A 14,835-nucleotide genomic window follows, 5' to 3' on the forward strand; every position below is an offset into this window, starting at 1 on the left:
ACCCCACCCGCCCCACCGAGCCGCGCTTCATCGCGCTGGACTTCGGCATCATGGGTTCGCTGCCCGAGGCCGACCAGTACTGGCTGGCGCAGAACTTCATCGCGCTGTTCGAGCGCGACTACGCGCGCATCGCCAAGCTGCATGTCGACGCCGGTTGGATGCCGGCCACGGTGCGGCTGGACGAACTGGAAGCGGCGGTGCGCACGGTGTGCGAGCCCTACTTCACCCGCCCGCTGTCGCAGATTTCGCTGGCCGAACTGGTGGTGAAGCTGTTCCAGACTGCGCGCCGCTTCGAGCTGATCTTGCAGCCGCAGCTGATCCTGCTGCAGAAGACCCTGCTCAACATCGAGGGCGTGGGCCGCCTGCTCGATCCCGAGATCGACATCTGGGCGGTGGCGCATCCGGTGCTGAAGCGCATCCTGCGCGAACGCTACAGCCCGCTGCGCACGCTGCGCGAGGTGCGCAAGCGCCTGCCCGAATGGTTCCACCTCGCGCCGCGCCTGCCCGAACTCGTGCACGACTCGCTGGAACGCATCGCGCGCGGCGAACACCGCCTGCTCGCCGACGTGGACACGCTCAGCCACCAGCGCCACCTGCTGCGCCGGCTGCTGCGCATGATCGGCGGCGGCCTGCTCGGCGCCACCCTGATCCTCTGCGCCACCTTGCTGTGGGCGCTGGCGCCGCAACACGGCGTCTGGTTGCCGTTGGGCATGGGCGTGGCGGGGCTGTTGGCGTTTGTCTTCGGCTGGTCGCAGCGGGACTAGCCGCGCAGGAGCGCACCCTGTGCGCGAAAACCATTCGCGGAAAGGATCAACAAGCATTCGCGCACGGGGTGCGCTCCCACACCATGACGCCCATCGAGATCCTCCATCAGGACGACGCCCTCGTCGCGGTGAACAAGCCCGCGGGCCTGGCCGTGCATCGCTCCAAAATGGTGAACGATGCCGAGCATTACCTCGTCGACGTGCTGCGCGAACAGCTCGGCGGCAACGTCTACCTTGCCCACCGCCTCGACCGCGCCACCAGCGGCGTGCTGCTGGTGGCGCGCAGCAGCGAGGTCGCCGCCGCGCTGGGCGAGCAGTTCATGGGCCGCGACGTGCGCAAGCAATACCTCACCGTGGTGCGCGGCTGGCCGGAGCCGGCCGAAGGCGTGATCGACTACCCGCTGCCCGGCTCGCGCGAAACCGGCCCGCGCCGCGAGGCGCGCACGCGCTATCGCTGCCTAGCCACCGTCGAGGTGCCGATCGAACTCGGCCGGTATCCCCAGCAGCGCTACGCGCTGCTGCTGGCCGAACCGGAAACCGGCCGCTTCCGCCAGATCCGCAAGCATCTCGCGCACCTCCACCATCCGGTGATCGGCGACTGCCAGCACGGTCGCGGCGACCACAACCGCCTGTACAAGCAGCACTTCGGCTGCCACCGCATGCTGTTGCACGCGTGGCGACTCGACTTCACGCATCCGGTGAGCGGCGCGTCGATGACGCTGCACGCGCCGCTGGACTTCGCGTACACGGCGCTACTCGAACGCTTCGGCTGGGCCGAAGCGTTCGATTCCCTGTAGGAGCGCACCCTGTGCGCGAATGCTCTGATGTTTGATCGGAGCAAAAGCATTCGCGCACAGGGTGCGCTCCTACGCGAGGCGCCATCCCCTAAACTCCACACATGCTGACGATCAGCCGAACCCTCGCCCTGCCCGAATCCGAACTGGTCGAGCGCTTCCTGCGCGCCGACGGCCCCGGTGGCCAGCACGTGAACCGCACCGAGAGCGCGGTGGAACTGCGCTTCGACGTGGCGCGCTCGCCCACGCTGCCCGAAGCGCTGCGCGATCGGCTGCTGGCCCGGCGCGACCGTCGGCTCACCGACGACGGCGTGCTGGTGATCCAGGCGCGCCGTTTCCGCGACCAGGCGCGCAACCGCGACGACGCGCGCGAGCGGCTGGTGGAGATCGTCCGCGGCGTGCTGGTGCCGCCGAAGAAGCGCGTGGCGACCAGGCCCACCCGCGCCTCGAAGGAGCGCCGCCTCGCCGGCAAGCAGCAGCGCAGCCGGGTCAAGCAGAACCGTTCGCGCAAACCGGAGCACGAATGAAGATCGGCGTGCCGTCACCCGCACAGCTGCCGTCGCGCATGCCGCGGCTGCGCGACGGGCTGCGCCGTCGCCTCTGCCGCGGCATCCTGCGGCTGGCTGGCTGGCGGTTGCGCGGCGATTTTCCCGACGTGCACAAGCTGGTGCTGATCGCCGCGCCGCATTCCTCGTGGTGGGACGGCATCTGGGGCCTGCTGATGAAGGTGGCGATCGGCGCCGACGTGCACTTCATGGCCAAGCAGGAACTGTTCCGCGGCTCGCTGGGCGCCCTGCTCGTCAAACTGGGAGGCATGCCGATCAACCGCGGCAGTGCGCAAGGCGTGGTCGAGCAGATGATCGACCAGTTCCACCAACGCGAACGATTGTGGCTGGGCATCGCGCCGGAAGGCACGCGGCGCCACGTGCCGCAATGGAAGAGCGGCTTCTGGCGCATCGCTCACGGCGCCGGCGTGCCGGTGTTCCCGGTGGCCTTCCACTACCCCGACAAGACCATTCGCCTCGGTCCGCCGCTCGACACCACGGACGACATGGCCGCCGACATGGCGCGGTTGCGTGCGTGGTATGCGCCATTCAAGGGCAAACACCATGCAGTCTGAGCATGCTTTTACTTGATCGCGTCACTGATCCGCGTCTCAGCGGGCAACCTGATCCTGCAATAGCGCGTACTCGCCATCCTTGCCGTAGCGTTGCAGCTTCTTGCCAACTCGTACGCATAGTGATTCGCCGCATCGCGTGATGGCGCCGCTCTGGGTGGCTTGCAGGATGTCTTTGCCAAAATTGGCTTGCGCGGTCTCCTGCATGCTCCGGTGCGCAACCCACGCGGCGCCGCCAGCCGCCAGCAGCGACCCCACCAGCAAAGCAAGCGCCCCCATCCAGACCATGGAACGCCGTGCAGTCGCCAAGCCCTTGCGTTGCTCTTCTATCGCCTGCACCGCCCATTGCAAGCCGTTTGAGGCTTGCTTCAGCTGTTGCTGGAAGCCAGCCACCGCCTGATCAGCTCCCTGCGCGATGCATTGTTGGGTATCGGCGCCAATGCGCTGCAATGCCAATCGCGCAAATTGCTCGCCGCCACGGTCCAGCCGGCCGACGCCCTGCTCCATGGCGGCCGTCGCCGCTTCAATGCGCTGCACGGTCTGCAGGTTGCGGCCATCGAGCCTGTCGACGACGGCCAGCAACTTTACCAACGACTGTTGCAGCGCTTCCGTACTGCTGTCCATGCGTTCGGTGCTCCCTTGAAATCAGTGGCAGAAACCCTGGGATGGCTGTTGCGCCTGCTGCTGAAGAGCCTGCTGTTGCGCCTGCAGCGCGGCTTGCTGCAAATCCCATGTGTGGTTCAGCTCGTTGGCCTGTTGCTGGAACAGTTGTCCGCCCGGCGTGCACATGTAGGCTTGCGCCGCCTCGTGCCGCATTCGATCCCATGCGCCGTTATCCGGATTCTGCGCAGCCACGTGGAGGCGATCCAGCCACTGGTCGAACTCGCTTTTCGGTGCATCCGGCTGTTGCGCAAGCGCGCCGGGTACCGGCGCGTCCGGCATGGGTTGCCGTTCGAACTGCCGGCTCAACGCCTCGTTGCGCGGCTCGGCGTTGTAGGGGTCGGGCACCCGGTTCTTTTCGCCGCGGGGCACTTCCAACTCGACGTAACCATTCGGCGCAAGCCGGTCGACTCCGGGCATCAGTCGATACAGCCACATGCCCTTGCGCGAATCATGGATCACATCCAGGCGCGGATCGTCCGGCTCGGGGCTTTTTTCGACTATCGGCCGGTCGCTCAAGCCGTTCACGTAGTCGATGACGAAGTTGCCGGTGCGCGTCGACAGCCCGTCGCGGTGGTAACCGCCGCCCACGTCCGAATGCGCCCCCGGCACGTAGACGCCGGCAAAGCGGCCATCCGGCGTGATGCCCGGATCGATGATGTGGTCGGACTTGAACAGGCGGCGATGCTCGTCCAGCGCAATGAACTGGATGCCGGAGATCACCGAGGGCGGCAACCGCCGATCTTCGTGCATGGCGTGGCCGGTGCCCACGGGATCGAACAGCGCCACCGCCTGCGCTACTTCGTGTGCGCCGACCAGCGCCGGCTTGGTGTACTCGATGTGGGTGATCCGGTGATGGGAGTCGTAGGTGTAGTGGGCGCCCGACGGATCCTGGATGCCACGCTCTTCCACGATTCGGGTAAACAGGGCGACTTCTTCCGCGCCGCGGCTGAAGCCGATACCGACCACGCGGATTTGGGCATGCGGATCGTCGCGAAGCCACTGCTTGGCTTGATCGATGAACTGCTTGTACATCTCCTCGGCACGTTCATCCACGGTGTAGCCGGTCATGTTATCCCGCACCCGTGCAAAAAAAGCGTGCTGCTGCGTGCCGGGACCCGGGACATAACCGAAACCAACCTTGGGATCATCACCGGCTTTGAGCTGCTCGACGAACTTCCCTACGTTGGTGATGTGCTCCGGGTCGAGAATCATGTCGTTGCCGGTGCCATCCAGTGCAGCTATGAACAGTCGTTCGTGGGGATTGTCGGCATGCAGCAACACCGGCTCCTGGAAGGAGACCAACCGCTGACGCGCCTCGGCATAGATCGGCAAGTTGCTGGTGGCGGCCTTGAAAGGCACGCCATCGTCCTGGACGCCGTCCGCATCCACCTTGTCGTGTGGGCTCATGCACGCACTCCTTGCTCAGTAGTCGCGAGTCCAGGCCAAGATGACGTCATCCCGGAAATCGCTGTTTTTGTTTCCTGGAATCTGTTCCGTCTTGGTCGCAATGAATGCCCGCATGTAAACGCTGATGGTGCGATCGTTGATTTCGAGATAGATCCCGGGGTCGTCGCCCCACGATCCGTCGGGTATTTCGGAGTCGGGCACGCTATACAACACGCGCTGATCCTTGAAGATCGCACCGATATCCACCTTGGCCTCGTGTGAGGCTCCATCCAGCGATGTCCACGTCACCTCGGCGGGGGGCGGAAAGTTGTGGATATCGATGGTCGAGGCCAAGCGCCAGTGTTCCCTGTAGTCCAGCGAGGGAGGCGGCCCGGAAGGCCTTTCGTTCGCCTTGTACGGCGTAAAGTTCTGATTGGCATAGATCACATGGCAGCGGAGCGTGTTGTAGCAAAACACGTCAAAGCTGTGCTTGTAGAACTTCAGCGGAAACATGGACGACGTCGCCTCGCCCTGTGGCTTGTCGGGTTGGGTGGACATGACGGGTTGGCATCCTGTGGTCAGCGAGAGAAGCAGCGCGGCAAGCGCTGCGGCGCGAGAGGCCTGAAGCCTGCGAATCATGATTCACTCCATCGTGCCACCCCTGCCGCGCCACGGTTACGCCCCGTCCACGATCTCTGCCGTGCGAGCCGACAGAATGATTCGTATGCATCGGCGCATCGAACGATGGCGCAGCGGCGTCTCATGGCTCCCCCTTCCGGCCGGTCTCGGCCTTCATCGCCTGGAGTATCGGAAAGAACTCGGCATTCTGATCGAGATCCATCGAGCCATCTTCTGCGTGACGGGCCATGCGCAAGCACGACACCTCGTTGAGCTTCCTGTCTGGAAACCAGACCAGCTCGGCCTTTTGTGCCGAAGCCACGAATTCGGCGTTGCGATCGGCTCGAAACTGCTTTCGCACAGCTTCGCCTTGCGTCGCCTTGATGTAATCCTCGATATACGCCATGTACTCGAGCGCGGCGTTCACATAAGGCGCGTTCCGCCCTTGCCAAGCCTTCAACGCACCCAGGAATTGTCCACTCATTGGACTGGCCAGCTTGGAACAGTGATCACCCAGTGCATCGACATTAACCATCCACAGAGTGATCGCGAAACCCGCGGCCGCATTGCGTGGCTCGGTGATGTTCGGCGCATTACTTGGCTCAGATGCTGTTGCCACCTGGGCAAACAGCAAGCCCGCAGCGACGGTAAGCAACAGATGTCGACGGCGACGGTACACGGGCATGGCGGGTTCCTTCCTCGGCGGCATACGCCGATGCGTTATAGCGCATGCCGGCCGGGCAAGATGTGGGTGCTCGCCGCATTTCTGGTACGGCCATGGCCATCGGCGGATTGCGATGTCCGGTTCCAGCCGCCTAACGCCCCGAATGCCCCGGCTCGTCGTAGTCACGGTACGTCAGCAACCCCGGCCGAATCAGGTCGATGAAGGCACGCGCCTCGGCACTGAGGAACTTGCCCTTGCGCATCACCACGCCGTAACTCCGCTGTGGAAACCAGCGCGACATGTTGCGCACGGCGAGGCGTCCGCGGTCGGCGTCGGTGATGCAGATGCCGGTGACGATGGAGATGCCGAGCCCCATCGCCACGTATTCCTTGATCACGTCCCAGCCGCCTACCTCGATGGCCACCTTGCACGGCACCTGGTTCTGCTGGAACACCAGGTCCACCAGGCGATAGGTGGACAGCCGCTGCGGTGGCAGGATCAGGCCCCAGGGCGAGAGGTCCTGCAGCTCCAGCGGCTCCTTCGCCGCCAAGGGATGATCGGGCGGCAAGATCAGCATGGGGTCGTAATGGCGCACCGGTTCCCAGGCGATGTCGTGCGGCACGTCGAGCATCGAGCCCACCGCGAAGTCGGCCTTGTCCTCGCGCAGCATGGCGAGGCCGTCCTTGCCGGTGACGTTGGCCAGTTGCAGCTGCACCGCGGGATGGCGCTCGCGATAGCGGCGCACCAGTTCGGGCAGCAGGTACTGGATGGTGGAAGTGCCGGCGGCGATGACAAGCTTGCCGGCCTGCAGGCCTTGCACCTTGGCCTGGAAGTCGCGGTCGAGGTTTTCCCAGCCTTCCACCAGCGGGCGCGCCAGTTCGTACAGCGCCTCGCCCGCATCGGTGAGGTTGATGCGGCGGCGGCGGCGTTCCAGCAGGGTCGTACCCAGCTCGCGCTCCAATGCCTGCAACTGCAGGCTCACCGAGGGTTGGGAGAGGTACAGCGCCTCGGCGGCGCGACTCAGCGTACCCAGCTTCACCGTGGCCACGAAGGCGCGCAGCTGCTTGTGGCGGTTGCCCTTGTAGTAGAAGCGAGCAGCTTCGTTCGCGGAACCATGCGCAGACGCACGCTTTTTTGCTGCGCCGCGGGACGGTTTTTTCGGCGATCCCGTCGACTTCGACACCGCTTTTTGCTCCGTCATGTCAGTGACTTGTAAGTTTAATTGACAATGACAATAGCAAAAATTGAAACATTTACTTTGTCAAATTGTAAATTCATGTCCTAGCTTCGAGTCGCCCAACGACCCGGAGCCCATCATGGCCCTGCCCCGCGAACGACTCGACACCGAAGCCGTGCAGTTGCACGGCCAGCCCAGCCCCACCCAGCGGGCGATCCTCGACCCGCAGGCGCTGGCCTTCCTCGCCGACCTGCATCGCCGCTTCGACGGCCGCCGCCGCGATCTGCTGGCCGCCCGCCGTGCGCGCCAGGCCCGCTGGGACGCCGGCGACCTGCCGGATTTCCGCGCCGACACCGCCGCGATCCGCGAGTCGGAATGGACGGTGGGGCCGATCCCGCCCGCGCTGCGCGACCGCCGCGTGGAGATCACCGGCCCGGTGGAGCGCAAGATGATCATCAATGCGCTGAACTCAGGCGCGAAGGTGTTCATGGCGGACTTCGAGGATTCCTCGGCGCCCAGTTTCGCGAACCAGTTGGACGGCCAGATCAACCTGCGCGACGCGGTGGCCGGCACGCTGGACTACACCTCGCCCGAGGGCAGGCACTACCGCGTGGACGACAACCCTGCCGTGCTGGTGGTGCGCCCACGCGGCTGGCACCTGCCCGAGCGCCATCTCGCGGTGGACGGCGAGACGATGGCTGGCGCGCTGGTGGATTTCGGCCTGTATGCGTACCACAACGCGCGCGCCCTGCACCGCCGCGACCGCGGCCCCTACTTCTACCTGCCCAAGCTGGAGAGCATGGAAGAGGCCGCCTTGTGGGACGCGGTGATGGCGCATGCGGAAACCGAGCTCGACCTCCCGCCCGGCAGCATGAAGGTCACCGTGCTGATCGAGACCCTGCCCGCCGCGTTCCAGATGCACGAGATCCTGCATGCGCTGCAATCGCGCGCGGTGGGCCTCAACTGCGGGCGCTGGGACTACATCTTCAGTTACCTCAAGACGCTGCGCGGCCATGCCGACCGCCTGCTGCCCGAACGCGGCCAGGTGCAGATGACGGTGGCGTTCCTGAGGAACTACTCGGAGCTGCTGATCCAGACCTGCCATCGCCGCGGCGCATTCGCGATGGGTGGCATGGCGGCGCAGATCCCGATCAAGGGCGACGAAGCGGCCAACGAAGCCGCGCTGGCCAAGGTGCGCGCCGACAAGCTGCGCGAGGTGCTGGCCGGCCATGACGGCACTTGGGTGGCGCATCCCGCGCTGGTGCCGGTGGCACAGGCGATCTTCGACGAGTACATGCCCGAGCCGAACCAGCGCGACGTGGAGCGCGCCGACGTGCGGGTGACGCGCGAACAGTTGCTGGAACCCTGTCGCGGCACGATCACCCGCGCCGGCTTCGACAACAACGTCGAGGTGTGCCTGCGCTACACCGCCGCCTGGCTGGACGGCCAGGGCTGCGTGCCAATCCATCACCTGATGGAAGACGCCGCCACCGCCGAGATCGCCCGCGCGCAGTTGTGGCAATGGCTGCATCACGGGAATCTGGAATTTCCCGACCACGCGCCGATCGATTTCGCGCTGTTCGACCAGGCGCTGGCCGCACACACCCACCGCCTGCGTGACAGCGACGTGACCGGTGCGGCACGCATGGACGAGGCGGCCAAGCTGATTTCCGCCCTGATCCACGCCGACACGCTGGCCGATTTCCTCACCCTGCCGGCCTACAAGCTGCTTGCCTGACCGCCACCCCCTGTAGGAGCGCACCCTGTGCGCGATGTTTTTGAGGCGCCTCGCAAAGAGCCTTCGCGCACAGGGTGCGCTCCTACATCGACGCCATCATCGGAGCCACGCCATGAAGACGAACCTGCCCACCGCCGAACAAATCACCTTGGACTGGAACAACAACTCACGCTGGGCCGGCATCCGCCGCAACTACTCCGCGGAGGACGTGGTGCGCCTGCGCGGCACCGTGGCCATCGAGCATTCGCTGGCCAAACGCGGTGCGGAGCGGCTGTGGAAGACCCTGCACGACGAGCCCTTCGTCAACGCGCTGGGCGCACTCACCGGCAACCAGGCAATGCAGCAGGTGAAGGCGGGCCTCAAGGCCATCTACCTTTCCGGCTGGCAGGTGGCCGCCGACGCGAACAACGCCGGCGAGATGTATCCCGACCAGTCGCTCTACCCCGCGAACTCCGTGCCGCAGGTGGTCAAGCGCATCAACAACACGTTGCTGCGCGCCGACCAATTGCACCATGCCGAAGGCAACGACGAGATCGACTGGCTCGCACCGATCGTGGCCGATGCTGAAGCCGGCTTCGGCGGTGTGCTGAACGCCTTCGAGCTGATGAAGGCGATGATCGAGGCTGGCGCCGCCGGCGTGCACTTCGAGGACCAGCTCGCCAGCGTGAAGAAGTGCGGCCACATGGGCGGCAAGGTGCTGGTGCCCACCCGCGAGGCGGTGGACAAGTTGAACGCCGCGCGCCTCGCCGCCGACGTGCTCGGCGTGCCCACCCTGATCGTGGCACGCACCGATGCCGACGCGGCGGACTTGCTCACCTCCGACATCGACGCCAACGACCAGCCCTTCGTCACCGGCGAGCGCACCGTGGAAGGCTTCTTCCGCGTCAAGCCCGGTCTCGACCAGGCGATCAGCCGCGGCCTCGCCTACGCGCCCTACGCCGACCTGGTGTGGTGCGAAACCAGCAAGCCGAACATCGAGGACGCGCGCCGCTTCGCCGAGGCGATCCACGCCAGGTTCCCCGGCAAACTGCTCGCCTACAACTGCTCGCCCAGCTTCAACTGGCGGCAGAACCTCGACGACGCCGCCATCGCGAAATTCCAGAGGGAACTGGGCGTGATGGGCTACAAGTTCCAGTTCATCACCCTTGCCGGCTTCCACAGCCTCAACTACGGCATGTTCGACTTGGCCCATGGCTACGCGCGCCGCCAGATGAGCGCCTTCGTCGAACTGCAGGAGAAGGAATTCGCCGCCGCCGAACGCGGCTTCACCGCGGTGAAGCATCAGCGCGAGGTGGGCACCGGCTACTTCGACGCGGTGACCCAGGCGATCCAGCAGGGGCAGTCCTCCACCACCGCGCTGAAGGGCTCGACCGAGGAAGCGCAGTTCCAGCGCACGGCCGTGGCCTGACCTCAACGTGCAGGAGCGCACCCAGTACGCGAATGCTTTTCGCCTTGATCGAAGCGCGATAGCCATCGCGCACGGGGCGCGCTCCTACAGAGCAGCCGGCGGCGGCACCAGCGCGATCACCGTCCAGCCCGCCCGCGGCTCCAGCTCGCGCTTCGTCGAGGCCACGCGCAGCGCGCCTCGTTCCTCCACGCCGAACAGCAGCACGCTGTCGGAGCCGTATTGTTCGACGAAGTGCGTCCAGCCGAACGTGGCGCTGAGACGGGTGGCCTTGATGCGCCAGCCGCGGGCCAGCAACTCCGCAAAGCGCGCATGCGTCATCGTCTCGTCGAACAGCGGCGGCGCCAGCAGCTTGTCGGCCAGCGCGGCGCGATCGGTGTTCTCCTCCGGCGCCAGCACGCGCAGGCGATAGACCTTCGCGCGGCCGAACTCCTGCCGGTAGTGCACGCAGGCCAGGGTGTTGCGCTCGCGATGGGTGGACAACGCCAGCAGCCGGCCGATGCCGGACAGGTCCAGATGGCGCTCGGCGTACGGCGAGGCCGGGTTGCCGAAGAACGTGGCCAGCCCTTCCATGCGGGCGCGCCGGATGCCGTCGTGGTCGTCGTCGGCCAGCACTACACGGAAGCCCACCTCGTGCAGTGCCCGGCCCACGCCGCGCGCCACCGCATCGGCGCCGAAGATCAGCACGCCGTGCGGCTCGGGCTCGGCCACCTTCAGCCACAGCGCCAGCGGGCGCGCGGTCGCGCTCTGCAGCACCACGGTGCCGATGATCAGGATGAACACCAGCGGCACCAGCGCCTCGGCGCCGGCCACGTTCAGGGCCTGCAGGCGCAAGGCGAACAGCGCGGAGACCGAGGCCGCCACGATGCCGCGCGGCGCCACCCAGGCGATCAGCGCACGCTCGCGCCAATCCAGTGCACTGCCGAGGCTGGCGACCACCACGGTGAGCGGCCGCACGATGAACTGCGCGAGCAGGAAGATCGCCACCCCTTCCCACAACAGGTGCCCCGGCAGCGGCCACGACAGCCGCGCCGCCAGCAGGATGAACAGCAACGACACCAGCAGCGTGGTGAGGTGTTCCTTGAAATCGAGGATGTCGTCGATGTGCACGCCGCGCAGGTTGCCCAGCGCGATGCCCATGATCGTCACGGTGAGCAGGCCCGACTCGTGCGCCAGCGTGTTGGCGCCCACGAAGGCCAGCAGCACCCCCGCCAGCACGCCGTAGTTCTGCAGGTATTCGGGAATCAGCTGGCGCCGCAGCAGGAAGCCGAGCAGCCACGCGGCCAGCGCGCCGACCAGCGCGCCGCAGGCCAGCGTGGCCGCGAACACGCCCGCGGTGTGGCCCTGCTCGTGCGATACCACGGCCTCGTAGATCAGCACCGCGAACAGCGCGCCCAGCGGGTCGATCACGATGCCTTCCCAGCGCAAGGTGTTCGCGATGCGCGCGCTGGGCCGGAGCGTGCGCAGCATCGGCGCGATCACGGTGGGTCCGGTGACGCAGGTGAGCGCGCCGAACAGCAGCGCGATCGGCCACGCGACGCCGGCCACCACGTGCGCCGCCGCGGCCAACAGCAGCAGGGCGAGCAGCGCACCGTAACTCACCAGCCCGCGCACCGCCCTGCCGATACCGGGCAGCTCGTGGAAGCGCAGCGTGAGACTGCCCTCGAACAGGATCAGCGCCACCGCCAGCGACACCATCGGAAACAGCAACGGCCCCAGCAACCGATCCGGATGCAGCAGGCCGAGCACCGGTCCCAGCAGCAGGCCGGCCAGCAGCAGGAACACGATCGCGGGCAGCTTCACCCGCCACGCCAGCCACTGGCACAGGAAGCCGATCACCAGCATGCCGGCCAACACCAGGCCCGGTTCGATGCTCATCGCGTTCCTTGGGTGTGCGGGGAGCCCATCGGAACATGCGCCGGCGTGGCGCGTCCATAGCGAGAAGTGAGTGGAGAAAAGTGAGCAGTGAGAGAGAGCACGCATCGCGGCGCCCCGCTTTTCTCTCGCTTCTCACTCCTTTCCACTCACACCTGCGTCACAGCCTGCGGTATTGCAGCGCCTCGGCCAGATGTTCGCGTTCGAGCAGCCCGGCACCACCGTCGAGGTCGGCGATCGTGCGCGCCACCCGCAACACGCGGTGATAGGCACGAGCGGACAGACCCAGCCGCTCCAGCGCCTGCGCGTACCAGCGCCGTTCGGCCGGACCCAGCGCGCAGTCGCGCTCCAGTTCGCGGTGGTTGATCTCCGCGTTCGACCGGCCCGCGCGCATCAGCGCGTGCCGACGCGCCTGCAGCACGCGGGCGCGCACCGTGGAGGAGTCCTCGTCGCGCGCGCTGCGCTCCGCATCCATCTCGTGCAGCGGCAGTGGGGGCACCTCGACCGCGAGATCGATGCGATCCAGCAACGGCCCGGAGATCCGCGCGCGATAGCGCTGGACCTGCTCGGGCGTACAGCGACACTGCCGGCGCGGATCGCCTGCGTAGCCGCAGGGACAGGGGTTCATCGCCGCCACCAGTTGGAACTGGGCGGGAAAGGTGGATTGCCGCGCCGCGCGCGAAACCACGATGTGGCCCGACTCCAGCGGCTCGCGCAGCACCTCCAGCACGTGCCGGCTGAATTCCGGGAGCTCGTCGAGGAACAGCACGCCGTTGTGCGCCAGCGAGATCTCGCCCGGCCGCGGCTGCGAACCTCCGCCCACCAGCGCCACCGCCGAGGCGGTGTGGTGCGGCGCGCGAAACGGCCGGCGGCGCCAGCGCGCGGGATCGGTGGGCTGGCCGGCCACCGACAGCACCGCACAGGTCTCCAGCGCCTCGGATTCCGAGAGCGGCGGCAGGATGCCGGGCAGGCGTTCGGCCAGCATGGTCTTGCCGGTACCCGGCGGCCCCACCAGCAGCAGGTGATGGCCGCCTACCGCGGCGATCTCCAGCGCGCGCCGCGCCTGCAACTGGCCACGCACGTCGCGCAAGTCGGGACCGTCGTAAATGCCGCCATCGGTGCCGGCGCCGGACGGGATCGCCAGATCGTGCGCGCCGCGCAGCCAGCCGCAAACCTCGGCCAGGGTGTCGGCCACGCGCACATCCACTTCCGAGACCAGCGCGGCTTCGGCAGCATTCGCGCGCGGCACTACCACCTTGCGTCCGCGCGCGCGCGCGCGCAACAGCGCCGGCAGCACGCCGGGGACGCTACGCAACGAGCCGCTGAGCGCCAGCTCGCCGAGGAATTCACAGTCGTCCAGCTTGTCGCGCGGCACCTGGCCGCTGGCGGCGAGGATGCCCAGCGCGATCGGCAGATCGAAACGGCCGCCATCCTTGGGCAGCTCGGCCGGCGCCAGGTTCACGGTGACCTTGCGACCAGGGTATTCGAAGGCGGTGTTCTGGATCGCCACCCTTACGCGGTCGCGCGCCTCGCGCACCGCCGCCTCGGGCAGGCCGACGATATTGGTGGCCGGCAGGCCGCCGGAAAGATGCACCTCGACCATCACCTGCGGCGCGGCGATGCCTTCCTGGGCACGGCTGAGGGTGACGGCAAGACTCATGCGGCCGCCTGCTGCCGGCTCGCTCGGAGGCCGCTGTCACACACCCGCATCGAGCGACTCCGTCGTAGGCTTCAGGTCGTAAATAACCGCCCCCGATCGTTAGCTCGGGGTGAGGGTGACGGATCGGGGGCGGCTCCCGGGAGGCTTGGTGCTGCTAGTCCCCGCGGGCGGCGGCAGCGGCCTCGAGTTCGGCCACGCGCCGCTCCAGTTCCTCGACCTTGGCGCGAGTGCGTGCAAGCACTTGGCTCTGGACGTCGAATTCTTCGCGGGTGACCAGATCGAGGCGGCGCAGTCCCTGCGCCAGGACATCGTGGAAATTGGTTCGCAGATCCTGCTGCGCCTGTGCCACTCCGGGCGGAACCAACGATGCCAGGCGTCGTGCCAGCTGGTCGATATCAAGTCGGTCCATCATGGACGACGCCTCGAACTTGTCGGGGAAAAGTATCCGTGAACACAAGGTGGACGCGCCATCGGCGGACTCCGCGATTTGATGTAGGAATTTTCCTACATGGTAGCCGCCACGCGACAGCGCGCAGCCGTGAAGGCAAAATGGTCGTCCGCGTCGCCTTCGACGCCCCTGCCGAGGACATTCCATGAAGCTGGTCGTGGCGATCATCAAGCCGTTCAAGCTCGACGACGTGCGCGAGGCGCTGGCCGAGGTCGGCGTGCAGGGCATCACCGTGACCGAGGTGAAGGGCTTCGGCCGCCAGAAGGGCCACACCGAGCTGTACCGCGGCGCCGAGTACGTGGTCGACTTCCTTCCCAAGATCAAGCTGGAGGCGGCGGTGGCCGACGAACAGCTCGAGCGCGTGCTGGAGGCGATCCAGAACTCCGCCCGCACCGGCAAGATCGGCGATGGCAAGATCTTCGTCAGCCCACTGGAACAGGTGATCCGCATCCGCACCGGCGAACTGGACCAGGACGCGTTGTAAGGCAGCTGCCGCAATCCGGCTCGCTCCCTGACCTCGGTCGCG

14 protein-coding genes and 1 pseudogene are annotated in these 14,835 nt (G+C 66.7%); 7 read left to right on the forward strand and 8 right to left on the reverse strand.

The genetic code is table 11. The features are described from left to right. The 4 genes and pseudogenes from B0E52_RS11545 to B0E52_RS11560 all read left to right on the forward strand — a co-directional run. Positions 1-764, forward strand: a pseudogene (locus tag B0E52_RS11545) (ubiquinone biosynthesis regulatory protein kinase UbiB); the annotation flags it as partial. An 83-nt stretch (positions 765-847) separates the two neighbouring features. Next, on the forward strand, positions 848-1,561 hold the full coding sequence (locus tag B0E52_RS11550) for a pseudouridine synthase (protein ID WP_077483989.1): 714 nt from the start codon (positions 848-850) through the stop codon (positions 1,559-1,561). A gap of 101 nt (positions 1,562-1,662) precedes the next feature. Beyond that, a complete protein-coding gene (arfB, locus tag B0E52_RS11555; RefSeq protein WP_077483990.1) occupies positions 1,663-2,085 on the forward strand; it encodes an alternative ribosome rescue aminoacyl-tRNA hydrolase ArfB in 423 nt (140 codons plus the stop codon). Then, positions 2,082-2,678, forward strand: a complete 597-nt coding sequence (locus tag B0E52_RS11560; RefSeq protein WP_077483991.1) for a lysophospholipid acyltransferase family protein — start codon at positions 2,082-2,084, stop codon at positions 2,676-2,678. Before arfB ends, B0E52_RS11560 begins: the two co-directional genes overlap by 4 nt. Before the next feature lie 36 nt (positions 2,679-2,714). Here the strand turns inward: B0E52_RS11560 and B0E52_RS11565 are convergent, their stop codons facing one another. From B0E52_RS11565 to B0E52_RS11585, 5 genes are all read right to left on the reverse strand, one after another. Continuing rightward, complete coding sequence (locus B0E52_RS11565) at positions 2,715-3,299, reverse strand: hypothetical protein (RefSeq protein ID WP_077483992.1); 585 nt, start codon at positions 3,297-3,299, stop codon at positions 2,715-2,717. A 21-nt stretch (positions 3,300-3,320) separates the two neighbouring features. Then, a complete protein-coding gene (locus tag B0E52_RS11570) occupies positions 3,321-4,745 on the reverse strand; it encodes a DUF2235 domain-containing protein (RefSeq protein WP_077483993.1) in 1,425 nt (474 codons plus the stop codon). Between the two features lie 15 nt (positions 4,746-4,760). Further along, positions 4,761-5,363, reverse strand: coding sequence for a hypothetical protein (locus B0E52_RS11575; RefSeq protein WP_254426779.1), 603 nt, complete (start codon positions 5,361-5,363; stop codon positions 4,761-4,763). Between the two features lie 121 nt (positions 5,364-5,484). After that, on the reverse strand, positions 5,485-6,027 hold the full coding sequence (locus tag B0E52_RS18370) for a hypothetical protein (RefSeq protein ID WP_139351661.1): 543 nt from the start codon (positions 6,025-6,027) through the stop codon (positions 5,485-5,487). 130 nt (positions 6,028-6,157) lie between these two features. Further along, positions 6,158-7,207: a LysR family transcriptional regulator gene (locus B0E52_RS11585; protein ID WP_077483996.1), complete on the reverse strand. Its 1,050-nt coding sequence runs from the start codon at positions 7,205-7,207 to the stop codon at positions 6,158-6,160. Between the two features lie 115 nt (positions 7,208-7,322). Here B0E52_RS11585 and aceB point away from each other — a divergent pair, with 115 nt between their 5' ends. Further along, complete coding sequence (aceB, locus tag B0E52_RS11590; protein WP_077483997.1) at positions 7,323-8,921, forward strand: malate synthase A; 1,599 nt, start codon at positions 7,323-7,325, stop codon at positions 8,919-8,921. Between the two features lie 112 nt (positions 8,922-9,033). After that, positions 9,034-10,329 carry an isocitrate lyase gene (aceA, locus tag B0E52_RS11595; protein WP_077483998.1) on the forward strand — a complete coding sequence of 432 codons (1,296 nt, stop codon included), beginning with the start codon at positions 9,034-9,036 and terminating at the stop codon, positions 10,327-10,329. 84 nt (positions 10,330-10,413) lie between these two features. Here the strand turns inward: aceA and B0E52_RS11600 are convergent, their stop codons facing one another. The 3 genes from B0E52_RS11600 to B0E52_RS11610 all read right to left on the reverse strand — a co-directional run bounded on the left by B0E52_RS11600 (position 10,414) and on the right by B0E52_RS11610 (position 14,273). Beyond that, positions 10,414-12,204, reverse strand: coding sequence for a sodium:proton antiporter (locus B0E52_RS11600; RefSeq protein WP_077483999.1), 1,791 nt, complete (start codon positions 12,202-12,204; stop codon positions 10,414-10,416). Positions 12,205-12,361: 157 nt separating this feature from the next. Beyond that, on the reverse strand, positions 12,362-13,861 hold the full coding sequence (locus tag B0E52_RS11605) for a YifB family Mg chelatase-like AAA ATPase (RefSeq protein ID WP_077484000.1): 1,500 nt from the start codon (positions 13,859-13,861) through the stop codon (positions 12,362-12,364). A 154-nt stretch (positions 13,862-14,015) separates the two neighbouring features. Continuing rightward, positions 14,016-14,273, reverse strand: coding sequence for an accessory factor UbiK family protein (locus B0E52_RS11610; RefSeq protein ID WP_077484001.1), 258 nt, complete (start codon positions 14,271-14,273; stop codon positions 14,016-14,018). 181 nt (positions 14,274-14,454) lie between these two features. Between B0E52_RS11610 and glnK the strand changes: the two genes are divergently transcribed. After that, a complete protein-coding gene (glnK, locus tag B0E52_RS11615; protein ID WP_077484002.1) occupies positions 14,455-14,793 on the forward strand; it encodes a P-II family nitrogen regulator in 339 nt (112 codons plus the stop codon). Positions 14,794-14,835: the final 42 nt, after the last annotated feature.

This window comes from Rhodanobacter sp. C06 (genome assembly GCF_002001105.1).
Classification (GTDB): domain Bacteria; phylum Pseudomonadota; class Gammaproteobacteria; order Xanthomonadales; family Rhodanobacteraceae; genus Rhodanobacter_A.

Bases quoted from the DNA above. Each gene is read 5' to 3' on its own strand.
- B0E52_RS11550 (WP_077483989.1), top strand. From the start codon at position 848: ATGACGCCCATCGAGATCCTCCATCAGGACGACGCCCTCGTCGCGGTG.
- arfB (WP_077483990.1), top strand. From the start codon at position 1,663: ATGCTGACGATCAGCCGAACCCTCGCCCTGCCCGAATCCGAACTGGTC.
- B0E52_RS11560 (WP_077483991.1), top strand. From the start codon at position 2,082: ATGAAGATCGGCGTGCCGTCACCCGCACAGCTGCCGTCGCGCATGCCG.
- B0E52_RS11565 (WP_077483992.1), bottom strand. From the start codon at position 3,299: ATGGACAGCAGTACGGAAGCGCTGCAACAGTCGTTGGTAAAGTTGCTG.
- B0E52_RS11570 (WP_077483993.1), bottom strand. From the start codon at position 4,745: ATGAGCCCACACGACAAGGTGGATGCGGACGGCGTCCAGGACGATGGC.
- B0E52_RS11575 (WP_254426779.1), bottom strand. From the start codon at position 5,363: ATGATTCGCAGGCTTCAGGCCTCTCGCGCCGCAGCGCTTGCCGCGCTG.
- B0E52_RS18370 (WP_139351661.1), bottom strand. From the start codon at position 6,027: ATGCCCGTGTACCGTCGCCGTCGACATCTGTTGCTTACCGTCGCTGCG.
- B0E52_RS11585 (WP_077483996.1), bottom strand. From the start codon at position 7,207: ATGACGGAGCAAAAAGCGGTGTCGAAGTCGACGGGATCGCCGAAAAAA.
- aceB (WP_077483997.1), top strand. From the start codon at position 7,323: ATGGCCCTGCCCCGCGAACGACTCGACACCGAAGCCGTGCAGTTGCAC.
- aceA (WP_077483998.1), top strand. From the start codon at position 9,034: ATGAAGACGAACCTGCCCACCGCCGAACAAATCACCTTGGACTGGAAC.
- B0E52_RS11600 (WP_077483999.1), bottom strand. From the start codon at position 12,204: ATGAGCATCGAACCGGGCCTGGTGTTGGCCGGCATGCTGGTGATCGGC.
- B0E52_RS11605 (WP_077484000.1), bottom strand. From the start codon at position 13,861: ATGAGTCTTGCCGTCACCCTCAGCCGTGCCCAGGAAGGCATCGCCGCG.
- B0E52_RS11610 (WP_077484001.1), bottom strand. From the start codon at position 14,273: ATGATGGACCGACTTGATATCGACCAGCTGGCACGACGCCTGGCATCG.
- glnK (WP_077484002.1), top strand. From the start codon at position 14,455: ATGAAGCTGGTCGTGGCGATCATCAAGCCGTTCAAGCTCGACGACGTG.